Below are 15,868 nucleotides of genomic sequence, written 5' to 3'. Positions count from 1 at the left end.
CGAGAGGACCGGAGTGGACGCATCACTGGTGTTCGGGTTGTCATGCCAATGGCATTGCCCGGTAGCTAAATGCGGAAAAGATAAGTGCTGAAAGCATCTAAGCACGAAACTTGCCCCGAGATGAGTTCTCCCTGACTCCTTTGAGAGTCCTGAAGGAACGTTGAAGACTACGACGTTGATAGGTCGGGTGTGTAAGCGCAGCGATGCGTTGAGCTAACCGGTACTAATGACCCGTGAGGCTTAACCTTACAACGCCAGAAGCGTTCTGGTGTGCGTTATGAGAGACGCAAAAGAGATTTTCAGCCTGTGACCGGATAACAATTTAGCGGGAACGAAAGATTTTGTGCTGATGCAAGGCGGCAAGCGCAGGAAAGGAAGGAGCATACTGACGTATGTGACTGACTTTAGGAGCGCAGCCAACGCAGCAGCAGTGCAAAAGATTCGTTTCGTGCATCAAGATTTGCCTGGCGGCTGTAGCGCGGTGGTCCCACCTGACCCCATGCCGAACTCAGAAGTGAAACGCCGTAGCGCCGATGGTAGTGTGGGGTCTCCCCATGCGAGAGTAGGGAACTGCCAGGCATCAAACAAGTGGAAAGCCCAGTCGAAAGACTGGGCTTTTTGCGTTATTGTCCATTCTAAAAAAATCAGCAACAAAAGCAGTTTTCTTCTTCACCTGTGTTTCATCCATTGCTCAATAAAATCTACTATGGCATTGATATTATTTAGATCAAGCAATGGCACTGGTACATCAATATTGACGTCACTGGCCACAGCGATGACATGTTCGTCCAGAATCAACTCTTCGATATTGTGTCCAGAACCTTGTCTGAAGAGCAGAATTTTTGCGACAGATTCATGTTTGAACCCTTCAACGAGCATGAGATCCAGCTTAGAAAGATCCATTCGGCTCACCAAATAATTCAGATCGAGTTCCTCACCATCAGGCGTTTCCGTCATTAACGCCCAGCGCTGTGCGCTAGCAACCAACGTTTGTGCGGCGCCCGCTTTACGGAGCTCGTAACTATCTTTCCCTGGTGTATCAACATCCATTCGATGATGCGTATGTTTGATAAGCCCCGGACGTATTCCACGAGTGCAAAGTTCTGAGATCACCGCTTTTAAGAGCGTTGTTTTTCCCGTACCGCTCCAGGCTGCAATAGCCAGAATAGGGATCATGAGTTCACCTGCATGTTTTGTAAATCTTCGAGTGTATTGACGTTGATAAACGCAGCTTTGACATCAATGAAATCAACAGCATGCCCTCCGCATTGCTGAAGAAATACCATCACCCGTCGTTCTCCTGCTGCGAGATACTCTTCCAGAGCCGGGATAACATTGCGATGAACAAGAGAAACGGCTGGGTGATCGCGTTCCCCATCATGAGCCCAAACCACAAGCGCGCTGTCTTTAAACTGTAGAAAGCGATCGGTCAGACAATCTGGAATGAAAGGCGTATCGCAAGGGCAGAACAAAAACCATTCCGATGCTGAATGCTGCATGACTGCGAGCATTCCAGCGAGCGGCCCCGGATAGTCAGGTAATGTGTCCTGAACTACCACAAAACCGCCAGAACGATAAACGTCTAACGATCGGTTAGCGTTAATAATCAGAGTCTCTGTTTGTATTGAAAGTGTATTGGCGACGTGCCGCCACAACGGGACTCCATTAAGTTCTTGTAATCCCTTATCCTTACCGCCCATTCGGCTTGCCTTTCCCCCTGCCAGTACGACACCGGTTATCCCCTGATACTGATTCACGAATATCGCCTCTTTTATTGTGGGTTTGACCCTGCTAACGTGTGAGCGTTAAGCGTAAGGAGCAAATAAATGAAATGTAAACGTCTGAACGAAGTGATTGAACTCCTCCAGCCGGCCTGGCAAAAAGAGCCAGAGCTGAATTTGATGCAATTCTTACAGAAACTGGCGAAGGAGTCAGGTTTTGACGGTGAACTCGCAGATCTTTCCGATGATATTCTGATTTACCACCTGAAAATGCGCGATTCCGCAAAAGACGCGGCGATTCCGGGTATTAAGAAAGATTATGAAGAAGATTTCAAAACCGCATTACTCCGTGCTCGCGGCGTAATTAAAGAGTAAAAGCTTGTAAGTGACGCCACCGAAAAGGCTGTGAAATGGTATTCTGAATTATTCGCAGTCATTTCCGGATAATCGGATGAACGATAAGGCTTTTACTTTCCAGACCCTTCACCCGGATACCATCGTTGATGCCCTTTTTGATCAGGGCATTCGGGTGGATTCGGGTCTGACTCCTCTCAATAGTTATGAGAATCGTGTCTGGCAATTTCAGGATGAAGACAGACGCCGTTTTGTCGTCAAATTCTATCGCCCCCAGCGTTGGTCGGCGGAACAAATCCGTGAGGAACATCAGTTCGCGCTTGAGTTACAAGCTGATGATGTTCCCGTTGCCGCACCCATCGCATTCGAAGGGAAAACGCTGCTAAGCCAGCAGGGGTTCTCCTTTGCTGTATTCCCGAGTGTCGGTGGCCGTCAGTTTGAACCCGATAATATCGATCAGATGGAGTGGGTGGGTCGTTATCTCGGTCGTCTCCATCAGACCGGCCGTAAAAAATTATTTACCGCGCGCCCGAGTATTGGGGTTCAGGAATATTTACTGGAACCTCGACAGATATTCGAGACAACCCCTCTCATCCCGTCTGCACTAAAGTCCGAATTTCTTGCCGCAACGGATAAGCTGATTGATGCCGTAATGCAGCAATGGCACACTCGTTTTAACACACTACGGCTTCACGGCGATTGCCACGCGGGTAATATTCTCTGGCGTGATGGGCCACTGTTTGTCGATCTGGATGATGCGCGTAATGGTCCAGCCGTCCAGGATTTATGGATGTTGCTGCACGGCGATCGTGCCGAGCGCCTGATGCAACTCGATATTGTTCTTGAAGCTTATGAGGAGTTCAGCACGTTTGACACGGCTGAGCTTGCCTTGATTGAACCTTTACGCGCTATGCGTATGGTTTATTACCTGGCGTGGATAATCCGCCGCTGGGGTGACCCTGCTTTTCCTGCTAATTTTCCTTGGCTTACCGAGGAAGATAACTGGCGCAGGCAAACCCACACGTTCCTGGAACAAGTCAGGGTTCTCCAGGAACCTCCATTACAATTAACGCCGATGTATTAACAGACATTTTCAGGAGAGAATTAACAATGAAAAAGATTTTTCTGGCGCTGGCAGGAATGATTCTGGCATTCAGCGCTTCCGCCGCACAAATCACCGACGGTAAGCAGTACACAACCCTTGAGAAACCAGTTGCGGGTGAGCCACAGGTGTTGGAGTTCTTCTCATTCTATTGCCCACACTGCTATGAGTTTGAGGAAGTGCTTCATGTTTCTGATAACGTGAAGAAAAAACTGCCGGAAGGCACCAAAATGACCAAGTATCATGTTGAGTTTCTTGGCCCATTGGGTAAAGAGATCACGCAAGCTTGGGCTGTAGCAATGGCGTTGGGTGTGGAAGATAAAATCACTGCTCCGATGTTTGAAGCTGTACAGAAAACGCAAACTGTACAGACAGTGGCTGATATCCGTCAGGTTTTCGTGAATGCCGGTGTTAAAGGTGAAGATTACGATGCCGCATGGAACAGCTTCGTGGTGAAATCGCTGGTTGCTCAGCAGGAAAAAGCCGCTGCTGACCTGCAGCTGCAAGGTGTTCCGGCAATGTACGTCAACGGAAAATACCAACTGAACCCGCAAGGTATGGATACCAGCAACATGGACGTGTTTGTGCAACAGTATGCTGACGCGGTAAAACAACTGGTTGAGAAGAAATAAAAAAAGCCGATTGCTGATCGACTTTATTACCTGAAGCCCCGCATTGACGGGGCTTTTTTCTGAACGTTATCTGACTTCTGTACCCGCTTTAATCTCTTCGATTCGGGCATCTTTTTCAACCCAAAGAGTATTCAGCCATTGCTGAAAACCGCGCTTAAAGTTCTTATCGTTAACGTAATCACCGTGCAACTGTTCGGCGACCGGGACTAAATCTACCCGCACTACAATACGGGTTAGCTTTCCGCTTAACATATCGAAAAAGGGCGTCCGATCGTTTTCTGGATAGCAGAGTGTCACGTCCATCAATTTATCGAACTGGCTACCTAATACGTTTAATGCCATGGCGATCCCCGCCGCCTTCGGTGGCAGCAGGTGCTTATAAGGCGAACGTGTCTGCTGACGTTTCTCTTCAGTGAAGCGAGAGCCTTCGACAAAATTCACAATAGTGGTCGGATGTTTACGGAATTTCTCGCAGGAGAGACGGGTTGTTTCCACATCTTTACCGCGGCGTTCCGGATGGCGAATCAAATAGCTTCGGGAGTAGCGGCGCATAAAGGGCATGTCGAGCGCCCAGCATGCCAGACCAATAAATGGCACCCATGCCAGTTGCTGCTTCAGAAAGTATTTATTCATTGGAATGTGCTTACGAAACAAGACGCAAAGTACAACGATATCCGCCCAACTGTGGTGATTACAGATAAGCAAATACCAATTTTTCTTATTCAGTCCATCCAGACCTTCAACATCCCATTTCAGCCACGGATTCAGATGCAGTAACAGCGCAAGCCCTGAACACCAGCCGTACATCATCAAATTACAGAATGCCGAGATAGACCGCCACACCGCGGGAATGGGAAGCAGAAGTTTAATGATCCCAGCCAGAATGATTGGCACGGAACAGGCAATAGTCACGACGATGGTCAGGGCGATACTCAATAAAAGCGTTATCGCAGCGAGTAATCTCGACATAATTAATTTATTCAGATAGTTAATTGTATAAAGCGCGGCTTACGCAGGCGCAAGAGGCTGATTTTATCAGAAATCAGCCCTAAACACGGGTCCAACCAGAATGGAAAAATAGCTATTAGTTATATCCACACGGCACAAATTGTCACCAATGATGTGTATAGTTGTCACGATCGTTGATAACATCATGAAAAACATGATCAATATCGTTACATTGAATTTAGGGTGTCCAGGATTTATACGGTGTAAAAAATCTATGCACAAACTTATCCACAGGATTGTTTTGCGAGCGATCCCGAGGATCGACAAAACTTTTACGGCAAAAGGGGCGAAAAACTCATGTTTTACCTCTGTCTGTGGCATCCTTTACGCCTAATCTGATAAACAGGCACGGAAATTATGGTTCAGATCCAAGAAAACCCCCTCATCCTGGTTGATGGCTCCTCTTATCTCTATCGCGCATATCACGCGTTTCCTCCGCTGACCAACAGCGCAGGCCAGCCAACAGGCGCCATGTACGGTGTGCTGAACATGCTGCGCAGCCTGATCATGCAGTATCAACCAACGCATGCGGCGGTCGTCTTTGATGCCAAGGGCAAAACTTTCCGTGACGAACTGTTTGAACATTACAAATCTCACCGTCCACCGATGCCAGACGATCTTCGCGCTCAGATTGAACCGCTGCACGCGATGGTAAAAGCAATGGGCCTGCCATTATTGGCAGTATCGGGTGTTGAGGCTGATGATGTCATCGGCACGCTGGCGCGTGAAGCCGAAAAAGCGGGCCGCCCGGTGCTCATCAGTACCGGCGATAAAGATATGGCCCAACTGGTCACGCCGGAAATTACGCTTATCAACACCATGACCAATACCGTGCTGGGTCCAGAAGAAGTGGTCACCAAATACGGCGTACCACCAGAACTGATTATCGATTTCCTCGCGTTGATGGGCGACTCCTCCGATAACATTCCGGGCGTTCCTGGTGTTGGCGAGAAAACGGCGCAGGCGTTGCTGCAAGGATTAGGCGGCCTGGATGCGTTGTATGCCGAGCCGGAAAAAATCGCCGGGCTGACCTTCCGTGGCGCAAAAACCATGGCGGCGAAGCTTGAGCAGAATAAAGAGATGGCTTATCTCTCTTATAAGCTTGCGACTATCAAAACGGATGTTGAACTGGAACTGACCTGTGAGCAGCTTCATGTTCAGGAACCCGCGGCAGATGAGTTGCTGAGCTTGTTTAAAGAGTATGAATTCAAACGCTGGATAACCGATGTAGAAGCCGGGAAGTGGATGCAGGCGAAGAGTGGAAAGCCTGCTGCAAAACCAACGGCGGCATCGGCTGAGACGATTGAAGAAGTAGCCGAAGAGCCGGCGATAGCGCTCAGTGCGGATAACTATGTCACTATTCTCGATGAAGCGACGCTGAAGCAGTGGATTGAGAAGTTAAAGAAAGCGCCCGTATTTGCTTTTGATACTGAAACCGATAGCCTCGATAATGTCTCCGCCAATATGGTTGGACTTTCATTCGCCGCAGAGCCGGGCGAAGCGGCGTATGTGCCCGTCGCGCATGATTATATTGATGCCCCGGAACAGATTTCCCGTGAGCGCGTGCTGGAACTGTTAAAGCCGCTACTGGAAGATGAAAAGTGCCTGAAAGTCGGGCAGAACCTCAAATACGATCGTGGCATTCTGGCGAACTACGGCGTCGAACTGCGCGGGATCGCGTTTGATACCATGCTGGAATCCTACACCCTCGACAGCGTGGCCGGTCGTCACGACATGGACAGCTTATCCAGTCGCTGGTTAAAACATAAAACCATTACCTTTGAAGAAATTGCCGGGAAAGGGAAAAATCAGCTCACTTTTAATCAGATTGCACTGGAAGAAGCTGGGCGTTATGCCGCGGAAGATGCAGACGTCACGTTACAACTGCACCTGAAAATGTGGCCGAAACTGCAACAGCAGAAAGGCCCGTTGAATGTTTTCCAGCATATCGAAATGCCGCTTGTCCCGGTGCTTTCTCGTGTGGAACGCAATGGGGTGAATATCGACCCGACCGTGCTGCACAACCATTCGGCAGAACTCGCAACGCGTCTGGTAGAGCTTGAGCAAAAAGCGCATGAATTTGCCGGGGAAGCGTTTAACCTCTCCTCACCAAAACAGCTGCAAACGATTCTGTTTGAAAAGCAGGGCATCAAGCCGTTGAAGAAAACACCAGGCGGCGCACCTTCGACTTCCGAAGAAGTGCTGGAAGAGTTGGCGCTCGACTATCCTCTGCCGAAAGTGATCCTTGAATATCGTGGTCTGGCGAAGCTTAAATCGACCTATACCGATAAGCTGCCGTTGATGATCAACGAGAAAACAGGGCGCGTGCATACCTCTTATCATCAGGCGGTCGCGGCGACAGGGCGTTTGTCTTCCACCGATCCTAACCTGCAAAACATTCCGGTGCGCAATGAAGAAGGTCGCCGTATTCGTCAGGCGTTTATTGCCCCAGAAAATTATCTGATTGTATCTGCGGACTACTCGCAAATTGAGTTGCGTATCATGGCGCATCTTTCCCGCGATAAAGGCCTGCTGACTGCGTTCGCGGAAGGTAAAGATATCCACCGCGCAACAGCTGCCGAAGTGTTTGGCCTGCCGCTGGACAGCGTCAGCAACGAACAGCGTCGCAGCGCAAAGGCAATTAACTTTGGCCTGATTTATGGCATGAGCGCTTTCGGGTTATCTCGCCAGCTGAACATTCCGCGTAAAGAGTCGCAGAAGTACATGGATCTGTACTTTGAACGCTATCCTGGCGTGCGCGAATATATGGAACGCACGCGCGAACAGGCGAAAGAGCAGGGCTATGTCGAAACGCTGGAAGGCCGTCGTCTGTATCTGCCGGACATCAAGTCCAGCAATGCTGCGCGTCGTGCAGGTGCGGAACGTGCGGCGATCAATGCCCCGATGCAAGGCACTGCGGCGGACATCATCAAACGAGCGATGATTGCGGTCGACGCCTGGTTACAGAAAGAACAGCCACGTGTGCGAATGATCATGCAGGTACACGATGAACTGGTGTTCGAAGTGCATAAAGACGATCTTGAAGCTGTATCGAAGAAAGTTCACGAGTTAATGGAAAACAGCACCAAACTTGATGTTCCACTGTTAGTGGAAGTCGGTAGCGGTGTGAACTGGGATCAGGCGCACTAAGCGCCTGTCAAAAGACACAAATTCGCCGCTAAATTCGATTTTTTAGTGCAGAGATTTCATCGGTACTTTTTGTAAGTAAGCAACATAACTTATAGCTTTTTGTGATGACTATCGGAATTTGCTATGTAAAGAGTGAAAAAAAACTACAAAAAGTGCTTTCTGGGCTAAGGAAAAAAGAGTAGAGTTATTCGCGTAGGGTACAGAGGTAAGATGTTCTATCTTTCAGACCTTTTACTTCACGTAATCGGATTTGGCTGAATATTTTAGCCGCCCCAGTCAGTAATGACTGGGGCGTTTTTTATTGCGCGCGACCCAGAAAAAACGGGCGAACCCGTTTATTTTCACTCTTCTGGTGCGTCTTCTTCTTCTTCCACCGCTGGTGGAAGATCGTTATACCAGCTGTCCAGTTTATAGCGCAGCTTATCCACACCGATTTTCTTCAGTGATGAAAACACTTCAATCTCGATATTTCCGCCGAATGCAGCGGCTGCTTCGCGCACCATATTAAGCTGGGCTTTACGCGCACCCGATGCCAGTTTGTCGGCCTTGGTCAGCAGAATCATCACTTCAATATTACTGGCAACAGCCCAGTTCACCATTTGCTGGTCGAGATCTTTTAGCGGATGACGGATATCCATCAAAACCACTAATCCCTTGAGACTGTTGCGTTTTTGCAGGTATTCACCCAAAGCACGCTGCCATTTGAGTTTTACTTCTTCTGGCACTTCGGCATAGCCGTAACCCGGTAAGTCGACAAGGCGTTTGCCATCGGCCACTTCAAACAAGTTAATAAGCTGCGTACGACCCGGCGTTTTTGAGGTACGCGCCAGGCCTTTCTGGTTGGTCAGCGTGTTCAGTGCGCTCGATTTACCTGCATTGGAGCGACCGGCAAAAGCCACTTCAACCCCGGTATCGGACGGCAGGTGGCGAATATCAGGCGCACTGAGAATAAAATGCGTCTGTTGATAGTTCAGGTTAATCAAAGGAGCCTCTCCATAAAATCGGTCTATGCCGGGGAGTATACCTGAACAATGGCAAAAGGCGGTGTTTGTCACGCGCTTAGGCTGTCAGCTATATCCCTCCTCCGTGTAGGACATTTGCCATAAGCCTTATGCGAAATTCAGGATAAGTTGCAGACGACATTTTTACTGAATCATTTAAAATCAATGTGTTGCATTTTAGTATTGTTCCGAATTTTCGTTTTCGTCGCCCAAAGCGGCTTGTGCGTTCAGGAATTCAGCGTAAAGTACTCCACATCAGGCGGGGATGCCGATAAGGATAACAACTCAGGACGAGGGTCAAGGAACGCCAGGAGGCGAAGACTAAGGAATTGCCAGGAGGCAACGTCTGGAGACGTAGTAAAAGGATCAGGAAGAAGACACGGATTGTTTTATGCCAAAGGAAAGACAGGGTGTGTTGATGGCAAACAAGGACAGTGTGACCCGTAATGGGTTGTGAGTCAGGAAAAAAGGCGACAGATTACTCTGTCGCCTTTTTTCTTTGTCTGCTTTCTGCTAGATTCCGCCTCAATTCTATACTGTAGTAAACAACGTAAAGACACCCATCATCATGAAAAAACCAACATCCGCACCGCGCAGTAAAGTTCCTGGAAAAGCCCGTCGTAAGACGCGTGAAGAGCTAGATCAGGAAGCACGTGCCCGTAAACGCGACAAAAAGCATCGTGGCCACGTAGCAGGTAGCCGCGCGGGCGGCGGTGAGGCTGGCGCTGGTGGCAAAAAACAGGGCCAACAGAAAGATCCCCGTATTGGCAGCAAGACCCCAATCCCGCTGGGCGCAGTCGAGCGTCCGGTGACAAAGCAGCAAAAACCGAAGAGCGAGAAACCTATGCTTTCACCGCAGGCTGAGCTGGATTTACTGGAAAATGATGAGCGCCTGGATGCGCTGTTGGAACGCCTGGAAGAGGGTGAAACCCTCAATGCTGAAGAGCAAACCTGGGTCAACGCACAACTCGATCGTATTGACGCATTAATGCAACAGCTGGGTCTTTCTTACGATGATGAAGACGAAGAGGAAGAAGACGAAGGCAAAGAAGACATGATGCGTCTGCTGAAGGGCGGAAACTAACGTTTGCACCCCCTCGGACTGCCTGTCCTGCTTATAACCCTTATGGTTATGTGTTATCTGGGGTGGTTATTCGTTAAACTACGACGGTTGTCGCGGCGTAAGCATTGGCTGCGCAACCGGCTGAGCACCTTAAATTTAGGCCAGCCGGCACGTCGTCGCCGTTCGCGATACCACCGCAAGGAGTAAGCATGTCTGAGCAGTTAATCGACTGGGATTTGGCCCTTATCCAGAAGTACAACTATTCCGGGCCACGTTATACCTCATACCCTACCGCGCTGGAGTTTTCCGAAGACTTCGGCGAAACCGATTTTCAACAGGCAGTTGCCCGTTACCCTGAGCGCCCGCTGTCGTTGTACGTCCACATCCCATTTTGCCATAAGCTCTGCTATTTCTGCGGCTGCAACAAGATTGTGACCCGCCAGCAGCACAAAGCCGATCAGTATCTTGATGCGCTTGAGCAAGAAATTGTTCACCGTGCGCCGCTGTTTGCCGGCCGCCAGGTCAGCCAACTACATTGGGGCGGCGGTACGCCAACTTATCTCAACAAAGCGCAAATCAGCCGTCTGATGCAGTTGCTGCGTGGGCATTTTGATTTTCTGCCTGAGGCCGAAATCTCCATTGAGGTCGACCCACGTGAAATCGAGCTGGATGTGCTCGATCACCTGCGTGGTGAAGGCTTTAACCGCCTGAGCATGGGCGTACAGGACTTCAACAAAGAAGTTCAGCGACTGGTGAACCGCGAGCAGGATGAAGAGTTCATTTTTGCCTTATTGAATCACGCCCGCGAGATTGGCTTCACATCGACCAATATTGACCTGATCTATGGCTTACCGAAGCAAACACCGGAGAGCTTTGCGTTTACGCTCAAGCGTGTCGCAGAACTGAATCCAGATCGCCTGAGCGTGTTTAACTACGCGCACTTGCCGACGCTGTTTGCCGCTCAGCGTAAAATCAAAGATGCCGATTTACCCTCGGCCCAGCAAAAACTCGATATTTTGCAGGAAACCATCACCTCGCTGACCGACACCGGTTATCAGTTTATCGGGATGGATCACTTTGCTCGTCCGGATGACGAACTGGCGATAGCACAACGTGAAGGTGTTCTGCACCGTAATTTCCAGGGCTACACCACTCAGGGCGATAGCGATCTGTTAGGTCTCGGGGTTTCCGCCATCAGCATGATTGGCGACTGCTACGCGCAGAACCAGAAAGAGCTAAAAAGCTATTATCAGCAGGTGGATGAGAGCGGTAACTCACTTTGGCGTGGCATTGCGCTGACCAAAGACGACTGTATCCGTCGCGATGTTATCAAGGCGCTGATCTGTAACTTCCGTTTGGAATTTGCGGCGGTAGAAAAAGAGTGGGCGTTGGATTTCGAACAATACTTTGCGGAAGATTTAAAACTGTTGGCACCGCTGGCGAAAGATGGGCTGGTGGATGTGACGGCGCAGGGTATTCAGGTGACGGCGAAAGGACGTTTGCTCATCCGTAATATCTGCATGTGTTTCGATACTTATCTGCGTCAGAAGGCGCGGATGCAGCAGTTCTCTCGCGTGATTTAACCCACTTCCCCGGTGGCGCGGACGCTTACCGGGGCTACGATACGTAGTCCTGATAAGCGCAGCGCCATCAGGCCGCTATGTGTTACTCCATCCCCAATTCTTTCAGCTTGCGAGTCAGGGTGTTTCGCCCCCAACCCAGCAGTCGAGCCGCTTCCTGCTTATGGCCTTGCGTGTGACGCAGCGCGGTCGTCAGCAGCGTGCGTTCCATCTCTGGTTGCGCTTCAGACAGCAAGTTTTGATGACCGGAACGCAGCGCGCGGTCGGCCCACTGCGCCAGTAACGTTGCCCAACTGTCCGGCAATGAACTCGATGGGCTATCTGGCACCGTGCTTTCAAACAATTCTGCCGGTAAGTCCTGAATCAGCACTTCCTGACCCGCCGCCATCACCGTTAGCCAGCGGCAGGTATTTTCCAACTGGCGCACGTTGCCGGGCCAGGCGAGGCGCGTTAATGCCGCTTCCGTTTCGGCATGAAGCTGTTTCGTTTCCACGCCGAGTTCACGGGCGGCGTCTTGCAGGAAATGGCGCGCCAGACGCGGGATATCTTCCCGGCGTTCGCGCAGCGGGGGCAGAGGCACACGGATGACGTTCAGACGGTGGAACAAATCCTCACGGAATTTGCCTTCCTGCACTCGTAGCTCAAGGTTCTGGTGAGTCGCCGCAATAATCCGGACATCCACTTTGACCGGCGCGTAACCGCCCACACGATAAAACTGACCGTCAGCCAGCACACGCAGCAGACGCGTTTGCACATCCAGCGGCATATCACCGATTTCATCTAAAAACAGCGTACCGCCGTCGGCTTGCTCGAAGCGACCCTGACGAATGGTATTCGCCCCAGTAAACGCGCCTTTCTCATGACCAAACAGTTCGGATTCGATCAAATCTTTAGGAATGGCCGCCATATTCAGCGCAATAAACGGTGCTTTGGCGCGAGGGCTGTGGCGATGCAAAGCATGCGCGACCAACTCTTTACCCGTACCAGACTCACCGTTAATCAACACGCTGATGGACGAACGTGACAGGCGACCAATGATCCGGAAAACGTCCTGCATGGCAGGCGCTTCGCCAATAATGTCTGTCGTCGGACCATTGACCTGCACGTTGCGCGGCTGCTGCTGTTCCTGATAATGACTAATGGCACGCTCAACCAGCGCCACAGCTTCATCAATATCAAACGGCTTTGGCAGATAGTCGAAAGCGCCTTGTTGATAAGCGCTGACGGCGGCATCCAAATCGGAATGGGCCGTCATTATGATGACCGGAAGCATTGGATGGCGTTGTTTTATCTGCTTTAGCAGCGCCAGCCCGTCCATACCCGGCATACGGATATCGGACAGCAGCACGTCAGGCGTTTTGCTGGACAGGGCGTCAAGCACTTCGCTGCCGCTTTCAAAGGTGGTACAGGTCAATCCTGCCCCTGTGAGCGCACGTTCAAGCACCCAACGGATGGAACTATCGTCATCAACGACCCAGACTATCCCGCGTTGCATAAAATGCACCTCTATTTCCGAATGGGCAGATAAACCGAGAATTCGGTGTGGCCCGGCCAACTGTTGAATTCAATTTTACCGGAGTGTTGGTCGATCAAATTACGGGCGATGGATAATCCAAGCCCGGTGCCGCCTTCGCGTCCGCTGACCATTGGATAGAACAACGTATCCTGTAGGTGCGAGGGAATACCAGGCCCGTTGTCTTCCACATCGATGCGTGCCGCAAGTCGGTAACGCACGCCGTGAAGCGTTAACTGGAACGCGGTGCGGGTACGCAGAACGATTTCGCCACCTTCCGGGCCTAAAGCCTGAAGGGCATTACGAACGATATTCAGTAATACTTGCTCAACCTGGTCGGGATCGTGCGGCAACTCCGGCAGACTCGGATCGTAATCGCGAGTCAGGCGAACGTTATCCGGCAGTTCCATCGACACTAGTTTCACCACGCGCTCTGCCACTTTATGAATACTTTCAGTGACGTGCATACCAGGCTGTTGTGGGCCAAGCAAACGGTCCACCAGATTGCGCAGGCGATCGGCCTGTTCAATGATCACTTTGGTATATTCCAAAAGCGACGGGTCGGGCAGCGCTTTGCTCAGCAACTGTGCCGCACCCCGCAGGCCACCGAGCGGGTTTTTGATTTCATGCGCCAGGCCGCGAACCAGATCACGAGCCGCCACCTGCTGCGCATGCTGTAACTGTTCCTGGCTCAGACGACGCTGGTTATCCATCGGCGCCATTTCCAACAAAATCAGGCCGTCAGGCAATCGTTGTGCGGTTAACGACAAAATGTGCGAGCGCCCGTCAATCACTAGCGTCACTTCGTTGTCAGTGAACCCTTGGCCTGCCAGCAAACTTTCCTGCATCAAACCGATGTTCAGGGAAAAATAACTCAACAGTTCCGGTAGCGGTGTACCAAATAATTTACGTGAACTCTGGGCGAGCAACTGCTGCGCCGCCGGGTTGGCGTAATGGACCGCCAGCTCGTCATCGACCAGTAAAATACTGTTGATCAAAGAATTGAGGATCTGCCCAGCATCGGGCAGCACGCCTGTTGCCATTTCGCAGTCTCCTTAGGTTGCACCAATACAGTGCATTATAAGCGTAAGTCGATGAAAATTCGCGATCGGCGTACTTTTCGTGGAGAAAAAAGCCCATCCGGAGATGGGCTGAAAGTTTCCACGGCAACAAAATCTCCTAACGTCTTTCACGCCACAGCGGCGTTGACTGCCTTCATTCACCCCAGTCACTTAGTTAGCTAAGCTCCTGGGGATTCACTCAGTTGCCGCCTTGCTGCGACGCGAAATCCGTTGGGTCTAACTTAAAGCTTTAAATTCAGTAATTAAACGCTGTAGTACAGCTCGAACTCAACCGGGTGCGGCGTCATGCGTACGCGGTCGTTTTCTTCAATACGCAGTGCGATGTAAGCATCGATAGCTTCATCAGTGAACACGCCACCCGCCGTCAGGAACTCACGGTCTTCGTTCAGGCAGTTCAGTGCTTCTTCCAGAGAGCCTGCAACCTGTGGGATCTCTTTCGCTTCTTCTGGCGGCAGGTCGTACAGGTTTTTATCCATCGCTTCGCCTGGGTGGATCTTGTTCTTGATGCCATCCAGACCGGCCATCAGCAGTGCTGCGAAGCACAGGTATGGGTTAGCCGCTGGATCCGGGAAGCGAACTTCGATACGACGCGCTTTCGGAGAAGAAACCACTGGGATACGAATAGACGCTGAACGGTTACGGGCAGAATACGCCAGCATTACCGGTGCTTCGTAACCCGGGACCAGACGCTTGTAGGAGTTGGTCGTCGGGTTCGCCAGGGCGTTGATCGCTTTAGCGTGTTTGATAACACCGCCGATGTAGAACAGCGCTTGCTCAGACAGGCCCGCATATTTGTCGCCAGAGAACAGGTTGGTGCCGTTCTTGGACAGAGACATGTGGCAGTGCATACCGGAACCGTTATCGCCAAACATTGGTTTTGGCATAAAGGTCGCGGTTTTACCGAAACGGTGTGCAACATTGTGAACCACATATTTGTAAATCTGAATTTCGTCCGCTTTTTTGGTCATGGTGTTGAAACGAGTCGCGATCTCGTTCTGACCTGCGGTGGCCACTTCGTGGTGATGCGCTTCAACAACCAGACCCATCTCTTCCATGATCAAACACATGGTAGAACGGATGTCCTGAGAAGAATCGACCGGAGGAACCGGGAAGTAACCGCCTTTTACTGCTGGACGGTGGCCTTTGTTGCCGCCTTCGTATTTGGTAGAAGAGTTCCACGCGCCTTCGATATCGTCGATAGCAACATGGGAACCTGAAATAGACGCACCAAAACGGATATCGTCAAACAGGAAGAACTCTGGCTCTGGCCCGAACAGAACGGTGTCTGCAATGCCGGTAGAACGCAGGTACTCTTCAGCACGTTTTGCGATAGAACGCGGGTCACGATCGTAGCCCTGCAGTGTGCCTGGCTCAAGGATGTCGCAACGAATGATCAGGGTAGATTCTTCGTAGAACGGGTCAATCAGTGCCGTGGAAGAGTCTGGCATCAGAACCATGTCAGATTCGTTAATGCCTTTCCAGCCGCCGATAGAGGAGCCGTCAAACATTTTGCCTTCTTCGAAGAATTCGGCATTTACCTGGTGAGCAGGGATAGTGACGTGCTGTTCTTTACCTTTGGTATCGGTGAAGCGCAGATCGACAAATTTCACTTCATGCTCGTTCAGCATCGTCAAAACGTGTTCAGCGGACATACTTAAACTC

The 15,868-nt window shown here is 50.7% G+C and carries 14 protein-coding genes and 2 rRNA genes; 9 read left to right on the top strand and 7 right to left on the bottom strand.

Annotation, left to right across the window (positions count from 1 at the left end; genetic code table 11):
- Positions 1-248: ribosomal RNA gene (locus VH187_RS06175) — 23S ribosomal RNA — on the top strand; the annotation flags it as partial.
- Positions 249-463: 215 nt separating this feature from the next.
- A 5S ribosomal RNA gene (rrf, locus tag VH187_RS06170) occupies positions 464-579 on the top strand.
- 90 nt (positions 580-669) lie between these two features.
- Here the strand turns inward: rrf and mobB are convergent.
- Both mobB and mobA read right to left on the bottom strand, forming a co-directional pair.
- Complete coding sequence (gene mobB, locus VH187_RS06165) at positions 670-1,176, bottom strand: molybdopterin-guanine dinucleotide biosynthesis protein MobB (RefSeq protein WP_329700606.1); 507 nt, start codon at positions 1,174-1,176, stop codon at positions 670-672.
- Entirely contained in the window at positions 1,173-1,757 is a 585-nt protein-coding gene (gene mobA, locus VH187_RS06160; protein WP_329700605.1) for a molybdenum cofactor guanylyltransferase MobA, read from the bottom strand. Before mobA ends, mobB begins: the two co-directional genes overlap by 4 nt.
- Before the next feature lie 69 nt (positions 1,758-1,826).
- Here mobA and VH187_RS06155 point away from each other — a divergent pair, with 69 nt between their 5' ends.
- The 3 genes from VH187_RS06155 (at position 1,827) to dsbA (ending at position 3,809) form a co-directional block, all read left to right on the top strand.
- Positions 1,827-2,096, top strand: a complete 270-nt coding sequence (locus VH187_RS06155) for a YihD family protein (protein ID WP_329700604.1) — start codon at positions 1,827-1,829, stop codon at positions 2,094-2,096.
- A 76-nt stretch (positions 2,097-2,172) separates the two neighbouring features.
- Positions 2,173-3,159, top strand: a complete 987-nt coding sequence (locus tag VH187_RS06150; protein ID WP_329700603.1) for a serine/threonine protein kinase — start codon at positions 2,173-2,175, stop codon at positions 3,157-3,159.
- A gap of 26 nt (positions 3,160-3,185) precedes the next feature.
- Entirely contained in the window at positions 3,186-3,809 is a 624-nt protein-coding gene (gene dsbA, locus VH187_RS06145; RefSeq protein ID WP_329700602.1) for a thiol:disulfide interchange protein DsbA, read from the top strand.
- A gap of 66 nt (positions 3,810-3,875) precedes the next feature.
- Here dsbA and VH187_RS06140 read toward each other — a convergent pair whose 3' ends face one another.
- Positions 3,876-4,778, bottom strand: coding sequence for an acyltransferase (locus VH187_RS06140; protein WP_329700601.1), 903 nt, complete (start codon positions 4,776-4,778; stop codon positions 3,876-3,878).
- A gap of 396 nt (positions 4,779-5,174) precedes the next feature.
- On the opposite strand from VH187_RS06140, the gene polA reads away from it, so the two are divergent.
- Positions 5,175-7,967 (top strand): DNA polymerase I, encoded by a 2,793-nt coding sequence (gene polA, locus VH187_RS06135; RefSeq protein WP_329700600.1) that lies wholly within the window; start codon positions 5,175-5,177, stop codon positions 7,965-7,967.
- Positions 7,968-8,177: 210 nt separating this feature from the next.
- Entirely contained in the window at positions 8,178-8,225 is a 48-nt protein-coding gene (gene spfP / locus VH187_RS23560; RefSeq protein WP_071892919.1) for a small protein SpfP, read from the top strand.
- A gap of 83 nt (positions 8,226-8,308) precedes the next feature.
- Here spfP and yihA read toward each other — a convergent pair whose 3' ends face one another.
- Complete coding sequence (gene yihA, locus VH187_RS06130; RefSeq protein ID WP_329700599.1) at positions 8,309-8,950, bottom strand: ribosome biogenesis GTP-binding protein YihA/YsxC; 642 nt, start codon at positions 8,948-8,950, stop codon at positions 8,309-8,311.
- Positions 8,951-9,536: 586 nt separating this feature from the next.
- Here yihA and yihI point away from each other — a divergent pair.
- Positions 9,537-10,052, top strand: a complete 516-nt coding sequence (yihI, locus tag VH187_RS06125; RefSeq protein WP_329700598.1) for a Der GTPase-activating protein YihI — start codon at positions 9,537-9,539, stop codon at positions 10,050-10,052.
- Between the two features lie 188 nt (positions 10,053-10,240).
- Positions 10,241-11,614 (top strand): oxygen-independent coproporphyrinogen III oxidase, encoded by a 1,374-nt coding sequence (hemN, locus tag VH187_RS06120; protein ID WP_329700597.1) that lies wholly within the window; start codon positions 10,241-10,243, stop codon positions 11,612-11,614.
- An 82-nt stretch (positions 11,615-11,696) separates the two neighbouring features.
- Here the strand turns inward: hemN and glnG are convergent, their stop codons facing one another.
- The 3 genes from glnG to glnA all read right to left on the bottom strand — a co-directional run bounded on the left by glnG (position 11,697) and on the right by glnA (position 15,858).
- Positions 11,697-13,106 carry a nitrogen regulation protein NR(I) gene (gene glnG, locus VH187_RS06115; protein ID WP_329700596.1) on the bottom strand — a complete coding sequence of 470 codons (1,410 nt, stop codon included), beginning with the start codon at positions 13,104-13,106 and terminating at the stop codon, positions 11,697-11,699.
- An 11-nt stretch (positions 13,107-13,117) separates the two neighbouring features.
- Positions 13,118-14,167: a nitrogen regulation protein NR(II) gene (gene glnL, locus VH187_RS06110; RefSeq protein WP_329700595.1), complete on the bottom strand. Its 1,050-nt coding sequence runs from the start codon at positions 14,165-14,167 to the stop codon at positions 13,118-13,120.
- 281 nt (positions 14,168-14,448) lie between these two features.
- Positions 14,449-15,858: a glutamate--ammonia ligase gene (gene glnA, locus VH187_RS06105; RefSeq protein ID WP_329700594.1), complete on the bottom strand. Its 1,410-nt coding sequence runs from the start codon at positions 15,856-15,858 to the stop codon at positions 14,449-14,451.
- Positions 15,859-15,868 lie beyond the last annotated feature (10 nt).

Source organism: Scandinavium sp. (genome assembly GCF_036271055.1).
Lineage (GTDB): Bacteria > Pseudomonadota > Gammaproteobacteria > Enterobacterales > Enterobacteriaceae > Scandinavium.
This window is presented reverse-complemented; position numbering and strand designations above follow the sequence as displayed.